6 protein-coding genes and 1 pseudogene are annotated in these 6,301 nt (G+C 67.0%); 4 read left to right on the top strand and 3 right to left on the bottom strand.

The annotated features are described in order from the left end of the window. Nucleotides 1-220: pseudogene (locus tag ACLFQI_RS10565) on the bottom strand (hypothetical protein); the annotation flags it as partial. Between the two features lie 54 nt (nt 221-274). Then, nucleotides 275-1,462 (bottom strand): pyridoxal-phosphate-dependent aminotransferase family protein, encoded by a 1,188-nt coding sequence (locus ACLFQI_RS10560; protein WP_410759163.1) that lies wholly within the window; start codon nt 1,460-1,462, stop codon nt 275-277. A 181-nt stretch (nt 1,463-1,643) separates the two neighbouring features. Between ACLFQI_RS10560 and msrB the strand changes: the two genes are divergently transcribed. From msrB to ACLFQI_RS10545, 3 genes are all read left to right on the top strand, one after another. Next, nucleotides 1,644-2,042, top strand: coding sequence for a peptide-methionine (R)-S-oxide reductase MsrB (gene msrB, locus ACLFQI_RS10555; RefSeq protein ID WP_410759162.1), 399 nt, complete (start codon nt 1,644-1,646; stop codon nt 2,040-2,042). 3 nt (nt 2,043-2,045) lie between these two features. Beyond that, nucleotides 2,046-3,263, top strand: a complete 1,218-nt coding sequence (locus tag ACLFQI_RS10550) for a D-alanyl-D-alanine carboxypeptidase/D-alanyl-D-alanine-endopeptidase (RefSeq protein WP_410759160.1) — start codon at nt 2,046-2,048, stop codon at nt 3,261-3,263. Nucleotides 3,264-3,386: 123 nt separating this feature from the next. Beyond that, nucleotides 3,387-3,815, top strand: coding sequence for an FKBP-type peptidyl-prolyl cis-trans isomerase (locus ACLFQI_RS10545; protein WP_410759158.1), 429 nt, complete (start codon nt 3,387-3,389; stop codon nt 3,813-3,815). A 53-nt stretch (nt 3,816-3,868) separates the two neighbouring features. Here ACLFQI_RS10545 and ACLFQI_RS10540 read toward each other — a convergent pair whose 3' ends face one another. Beyond that, nucleotides 3,869-4,399, bottom strand: a complete 531-nt coding sequence (locus ACLFQI_RS10540) for an EF-hand domain-containing protein (RefSeq protein WP_410759156.1) — start codon at nt 4,397-4,399, stop codon at nt 3,869-3,871. 217 nt (nt 4,400-4,616) lie between these two features. On the opposite strand from ACLFQI_RS10540, the gene ACLFQI_RS10535 reads away from it, so the two are divergent. After that, on the top strand, nt 4,617-6,301 hold a 1,685-nt coding region (locus ACLFQI_RS10535), incomplete at its 3' end, for a glutamine--tRNA ligase/YqeY domain fusion protein (RefSeq protein ID WP_410759155.1).

The following is a 6,301-nucleotide window of genomic DNA, read 5'->3' as shown; positions in this document are numbered from 1 at the left end:
GACCGCGCAGATCGGCATTGGTGATGGACCCCTGCGGACCCCGCAGGTTGAGTTCCGGCAGCGCGCTGGGAGCACGCAGAAGGACGCCGTCGATGCGCAACGGCGCCTCATGGTCGCGCTGGAACCGGTTGCCCCATTGATAGCCGACCAGGAACAGGCCAACCGCGGCGAGCGCCATGATCAAGCGAGCGAGCAGCGGACGTGAGGAGCGACGTTTCATCGAGTCAGTCACGCACCACCGCTGACCCTCGCACCGGGCCTGACTCCGCCGCTGTCATGTTCCACTCAGCACCCGCTGCGCCTCGGTGAGGGCGGTGCCGGTGTCGGCCCTGTGTCCCATGGCGTTGAGCAGGGTTCCGAGCGCGCTCAGGCAGAGCAGGATGTTCTCGGCGCGGCAGGAATAGCCCATGAGCCCGATGCGCCAGGCCTTGCCGGCCAGATCGCCGAGGCCGGCGCCGATCTCGAGATTGAACGCCTCGAGCAGCCCGCGTCGCAGGCGGGCATCGTCGATGCCGTCGGGGATCGCGACCGTGTTCAGCTGCGGCAGGCGCTCGGCCTCCGGCACCAGCAGTTCGAGCCCCAGCGCCTCGAGACCGGCACGCAACGCCAGATGATGCTGCCGATGGCGCGCCCAGGACGGCTCGAGCCCTTCCTCGCAGAGCATCAACAGGGCTTCATGCAGGGCGTAGAGGGCATTGACCGGGGCCGTGTGGTGATAACTGCGGCGCCCGCCGCCGTCGCCCCAATAGCCAAGCACCAGATTGAGGTCCAAAAACCAACTTTGCACCGGCGCGCGGCGCGCCTTGAGCTTGGCGACCGCGCGTTCGTTGAGGCTGATCGGCGCCAACCCGGGCGTGCAGGACAGGCACTTCTGGCTGCCGGCGTAGATGGCGTCGATGCCCCAGGCATCGACCTCGAGCGGCGAGCCGCCCAGCGCGGTCACCGCATCGACGATGGTCAGGCAGTCGTGGCGGTGCGCGAGTTCGACCAACTGCCGGCTATCGGAGCTGACGCCGGTCGAGGTCTCGGCCTGAACGAAGGCGACCAGGCTGGCCTCGGGATGGCTCTTCAGCGCGTCTTCGAGCGCGTTGGGATCGACCGCGCGCCCCCAGGGCGCATCGACGCGCACCAGGTTGCCGCCGGCACGGGTGACGTTCTCGCACATGCGCCCGCCGAACACGCCATTGACGCAGACGATGACCGTATCGCCCGGCTCGACCAGGTTGACGAAGCAGGTCTCCATGCCGGCGGAGCCCGGCGCCGAGATCGGCATGGTGAGCGCGTTCTCGGTCCGAAAGGCGGTGCGCAACAGGGATTTCAGCTCCTCCATCATGGCCACGAAGGCGGGATCCAGATGGCCGATGGTCGGGCGCGCCAGGGCCGCGAGCACGCGCGGGTGGACATCGGCGGGGCCGGGCCCCATCAAGGTGCGTACCGGGGGCTGGAAGGAGGCAATGGGCATAGCGGTATCCAGGCGAGTGGCGAGCGCCCGGCGGCGCCGGGTGTGGCTGGCGAGTATAACGACGCCAGGATGGCCGCCTCAACCGCGGGCGACGCCGCCGCCGTCAGGCCGGTCGTTCACTGGCCCCGCCGTCCAAGGGACCAGCAACCCGTGGTCACCAACCATTCAACGAGACCAAACCATGAGCGACAAGATCGAAAAGACGGATGCCGAATGGCGCGCGCAGCTCAGCGCCGAGCAATACCGCGTGTTACGCGAACAGGGCACCGAGCCGGCCTTCACCGGCGCCTATTTCAACACCAAGACGCCGGGGCGCTATCGCTGCACGGGCTGCGGAGCCGAGCTGTTCGGTTCCGAGCAGAAGTTCGATTCGGGCACCGGGTGGCCGAGCTTCTCCGCGCCGCTCACCGAATCCGCAGTCGAGACCCAGACCGATGGCAGCCTCGGCATGCGCCGCACCGAAGTCCACTGTGCGCGCTGCGGCTCGCACCTCGGGCATGTGTTTCCGGATGGCCCGAAACCGACCGGCTTGCGCTATTGCATCAACTCGGTGGCATTGGCGTTCGAGCCGGAGGCCTAGGCGGTGGTTAGACCTTTGCTGGTCGGTGCTCTGCTCTGGCTCGCGGGACTCGCGACCAGCCTGGCCGGGCCGATCGAGGACGTCTTGGCCTTGCCGGAGGCGAGCCTGGTACTCGGCGATGGACAGCGTCTGCTGATCGCCGAGCAGCCGGATCGGCCGTTGGTGCCGGCGTCGACCATGAAGCTGGTCATCGCCCTGGCGGCGATCGAGCGCTGGGGGCTGGAGCATCGGTTCGAGACGGATGTCTACATGGGCCCGGATGATCGGCTGTGGGTGCGCGGCGGCGGCGATCCCTCTCTGGTCTCGGAGGAACTGGATCGCGTCGTCGCCGCGCTGAAGGCGGCGGGCGTGCGCTCGGTGCAGGGGATCGGGCTGGATGCGGAGCTGTTCGGAACGCAGGTGCCGATCCCCGGGCGCTCGTCGAGTCACAATCCCTATGACGCGCCGGTGACCGCGCTCGCGGTCAATTTCAATACCGTCAGCCTGCGGGTCGCGGGCGGGCGTCTCCAGAGCGGCGAGGTGCAGACACCGCTCACCCCGACCGCGCAACGGCTTGGCCGTGGGCTTGGCGAGGGCCGGCATCGGGTGAATCTGGTCGACGGCGAGACCGCGCTCGCGCACTTCGGCGAGGTGCTGCTGGCGAAATTGCGCCAGGGCGGTATCCGTGTCGAGGCGCCGGCGTCCGGCGCGGCGCCCAAAATAGCGTCCAGAATCGCCCCTGGAGTGGTACTGGGAACGGTGCCGACCTCGGCCAGGCTGATCCATACCCATCGCAACGCGCTGACGCTTGAGCAGCTGCTCAGGAACATGCTCGAGTATTCGACGAATTTCATCGCCAATGATCTGTTCCTGATGCTCGGCGAACGGGCCGGGCGCGCGCGCCTGGCCGATGCCCAGCGAACAGTGGAGCAGTGGGCGCGACGGACCTTCGGTTGGCGCGCCTTCCGCATCGAGGACGGCGCCGGCCTCTCGCGTGGCAATCGGCTCAGCGGCCGCCAGATGCTCGATGTCCTCGAGCGCCTGCGGCCCTATCGCGAGCTGCTGCCGCAGCAGGACGACGATCCGGATGTGCGCGCCAAGACCGGCACCTTGCGCGGTGTCAGCACCTATGCCGGCTTCGTGCGCCATGGGCGCGAGTGGCGGCCCTTCAGCCTGATGATCAATCAGCCGGTGGCCTATGGTCTGCGCCTCCAGGTCGCGAGTGCGCTGGCGCGTCGCTGATGGCCGGCCAAGGTTTGCGCTCGGCGCGAGCCTCGTCTAAGGTTGTTGGCACCATCCCTGGTCGTGCCTGTTCTGGCACGTGCCGCCATGCACCTCAAGCCGAAACCCTATTGGAGGCGTCCCATGTCCGAAGCAAAAAGCGGCGATACCGTCAAAGTCCATTACACCGGCACCCTCGCCGATGGCACCGAATTCGATTCCTCGCGCGGTCAAGAGCCGCTCGAGTTCACCCTCGGAGAAGGGCAGATGATCAGCGGCTTCGAGGACGCGGTGCTCGGCATGGCGCCCGGCGAGAACAAGACCGTCACCATCGTCTCCGACGAGGCCTATGGCGAGCGCAACGAGGCCATGGTGCAGCAGGTGCCGCGCAGTGCCATCCCGCCGGAGATCGAACTCAGCGAAGGCCTGCTGCTCCAGGCGCAGGGACCCGACGGCGAGACGCTGCGCTTCACCGTCGCCGATTTCGACGACGACGAGGTCACGGTCGATGGCAATCATCCCCTCGCCGGCCGTGATCTGACCTTCCAGCTCGAATTGGTGCAGATCGCCTAGCGCCGGTGGCGCGGCGCGGCCGCGCCGTCCATGGCGGCGCCGGCGGTTAGGGTCTATTGATGCGGATTCGGCGCGCCCTGCTGTTGCTGCATCTTTTGCATCTGCTCCTGCATTTCGCGTTGCATCTCGTCGAAGAACGCCGTCGCCTCTTCCTTGGTGGCAAAGCCGTCGTCATCGGCGTCCATGCGTTGGAAGGACTCGACCGTCGGCCGCTCGAACTCGCTCGCGTCGACCTTGCCGTCATCGTTCTGGTCGAGGTTCTTGACGAAGGTCTCGCCGGGGTCCGGCATGCCACGTTCCTTCATCGCCTCGAGCATTTCGGCGGGGACCTGCGCGTTGAAGGCCTCGCCGGCTTCCTCGACGCTGATGAAGCCGTCGCCATCGGCATCGGTCTCGGCAAAGCGCGGCTTCTGCGGCGCGAGCGCCTCGTCGAGGCTGACCTTGCCGTCGCCGTCGGTGTCGAGCTGTTGGATGAAGGCCTCGGCGGGCTTGGGTTCGGCGGGCGCGTCCTCTTGGGCGAGGGCGCTGCTGGCAGCGAAGGTTCCGGCAATCGCGAGGGCAAGGATTGACGTGGCTCTCTGCATGATCTGGCTCCGTGGGTGATGAATTGCGCGTGTTGCTCTCGGCCAACGATGGGCAGGCGAGGGGCATGCCACCACTGTGCCGAGCTGGGGACAGGGTAGTGCCCCAGAGGCGTGCTGGCAAACGCGGGGTTCAATGAAAGGCGGCAAGCCAGTATGCTGAGGGTTTTCGCTCGCGGCTGGCGATCCCCAGTCGAACGGGCCTTGGGTGCTTCTTGCTATGGCTGATTCTGTCTCGACGCCAACCCGGACCAATTTTATCCGCCAGATCGTCCAGGACGACCTGGCGAGTGGCCGACATGCCCGCGTGGTCACGCGCTTTCCGCCCGAGCCGAACGGCTATCTGCACATCGGCCACGCCAAGTCGATCGTGCTCAACTTCGGCCTGGCCGAGGATCTGGGCGGGGTCTGCAATCTGCGCTTCGACGATACCAATCCGGGCAAGGAAAGCCCGGAGTTCGTCGCCGCGATCAAGGCCGACGTGCGCTGGCTCGGCTTCGATTGGCCGGGGCCGGCGCGCTTTGCGTCGGATTATTTCGAGCAACTCTACGGCTTTGCGCTCGAGTTGATCGAGAAAGGGCTGGCCTATGTGTGCGACCTCTCCGGCGAGGAGACGCGCGCCTATCGCGGCACCCTGACCGCGCCGGGGCGCGACAGCCCCTATCGCACGCGCTCGGTCGAGGAGAATCGGGATCTGTTCCGTCGCATGCGCGCCGGCGAATTCCCGGACGGCGCCCGCACCCTGCGCGCGAAGATCGACATGGCGGCGCCGAACATCAATCTGCGCGATCCGGTGCTCTATCGCATCCGCCACGGCGTGATCCACCACCAGACCGGCAACGAGTGGTGCCTGTATCCGACCTACGACTACACGCATCCGATCTCCGATGCGCTGGAAGGCATCACCCATTCGCTGTGCACGCTGGAATTCGAGGATCATCGCCCGCTCTACGACTGGTGCGTGGCCAACGTCTCGGTGCCTTCCCGGCCGCGCCAGATCGAGTTCAGCCGGCTCAATCTCGAATACACGGTGATGAGCAAGCGCCTGCTGACGCAGTTGGTCTCGGAGCGGATCGTCGCCGGTTGGGATGACCCGCGCATGCCGACCATCGCCGGACTGCGCCGACGCGGTTATACGCCGGGCGCGGTGCGCGGCTTCTGCGAGCGGATCGGCGTGACCAAGGCCGATAACCTGGTCGAGATGGGGATGCTCGAGAGCGCGATTCGCGATGAACTCGATGCCAGCGCGCCGCGCGCGATGGCGGTGCTCGAGCCATTGCGGGTGGTGCTGACCAATCTGCCGGCGGACGCGCCTGCGGCAGTGCGGGCGCAGAATCATCCGAAGGACGAGACGATGGGCACACGCGCGCTGCCGCTCGGCTCGGTGCTGTTCATCGATCGCAGCGATTTCGAGGAAACGCCGCCGAAGGGCTTCAAACGCTTGGTTCCTGATGGCGAGGTGCGGCTGCGCAACGCCTATGTGATCCGCTGCGACGAGGTGATCAAGGATGCCGATGGCGCGGTGACCGAGCTGCGCTGCTCGGTCGACCCGGACACCCTGGGCAAGAATCCCGAGGGGCGCAAGGTCAAGGGCGTGATCCACTGGGTCGCCGCCGAGACCGCTGTCCGCGCCGAGGTGCGGCTCTACGATCGGCTGTTCAGCGTGCCTCAGCCGGGCGCTGGTGCCGGTCCTGGCGAGCGCGACTTTCGCGAGGATCTGAATCCCGAGTCCTTGCGGACGCTTAGCGGCGCGATGCTCGAACCCAGCCTCGCCGAGGCGGAACCGGGCGCGCGCTTTCAGTTCGAGCGCGAGGGCTATTTCGTCGTCGATCCGGATTCGACGCCTGCGCGTCCGATCTTCAACCGCACGGTGACCCTGCGGGATACCTGGGCGAAGGCGCAGGG

The organism is Halochromatium sp. (assembly GCF_046541315.1).
Taxonomy (GTDB): Bacteria; Pseudomonadota; Gammaproteobacteria; order Chromatiales; family Chromatiaceae; genus Lamprobacter.
This window is presented reverse-complemented; position numbering and strand designations above follow the sequence as displayed.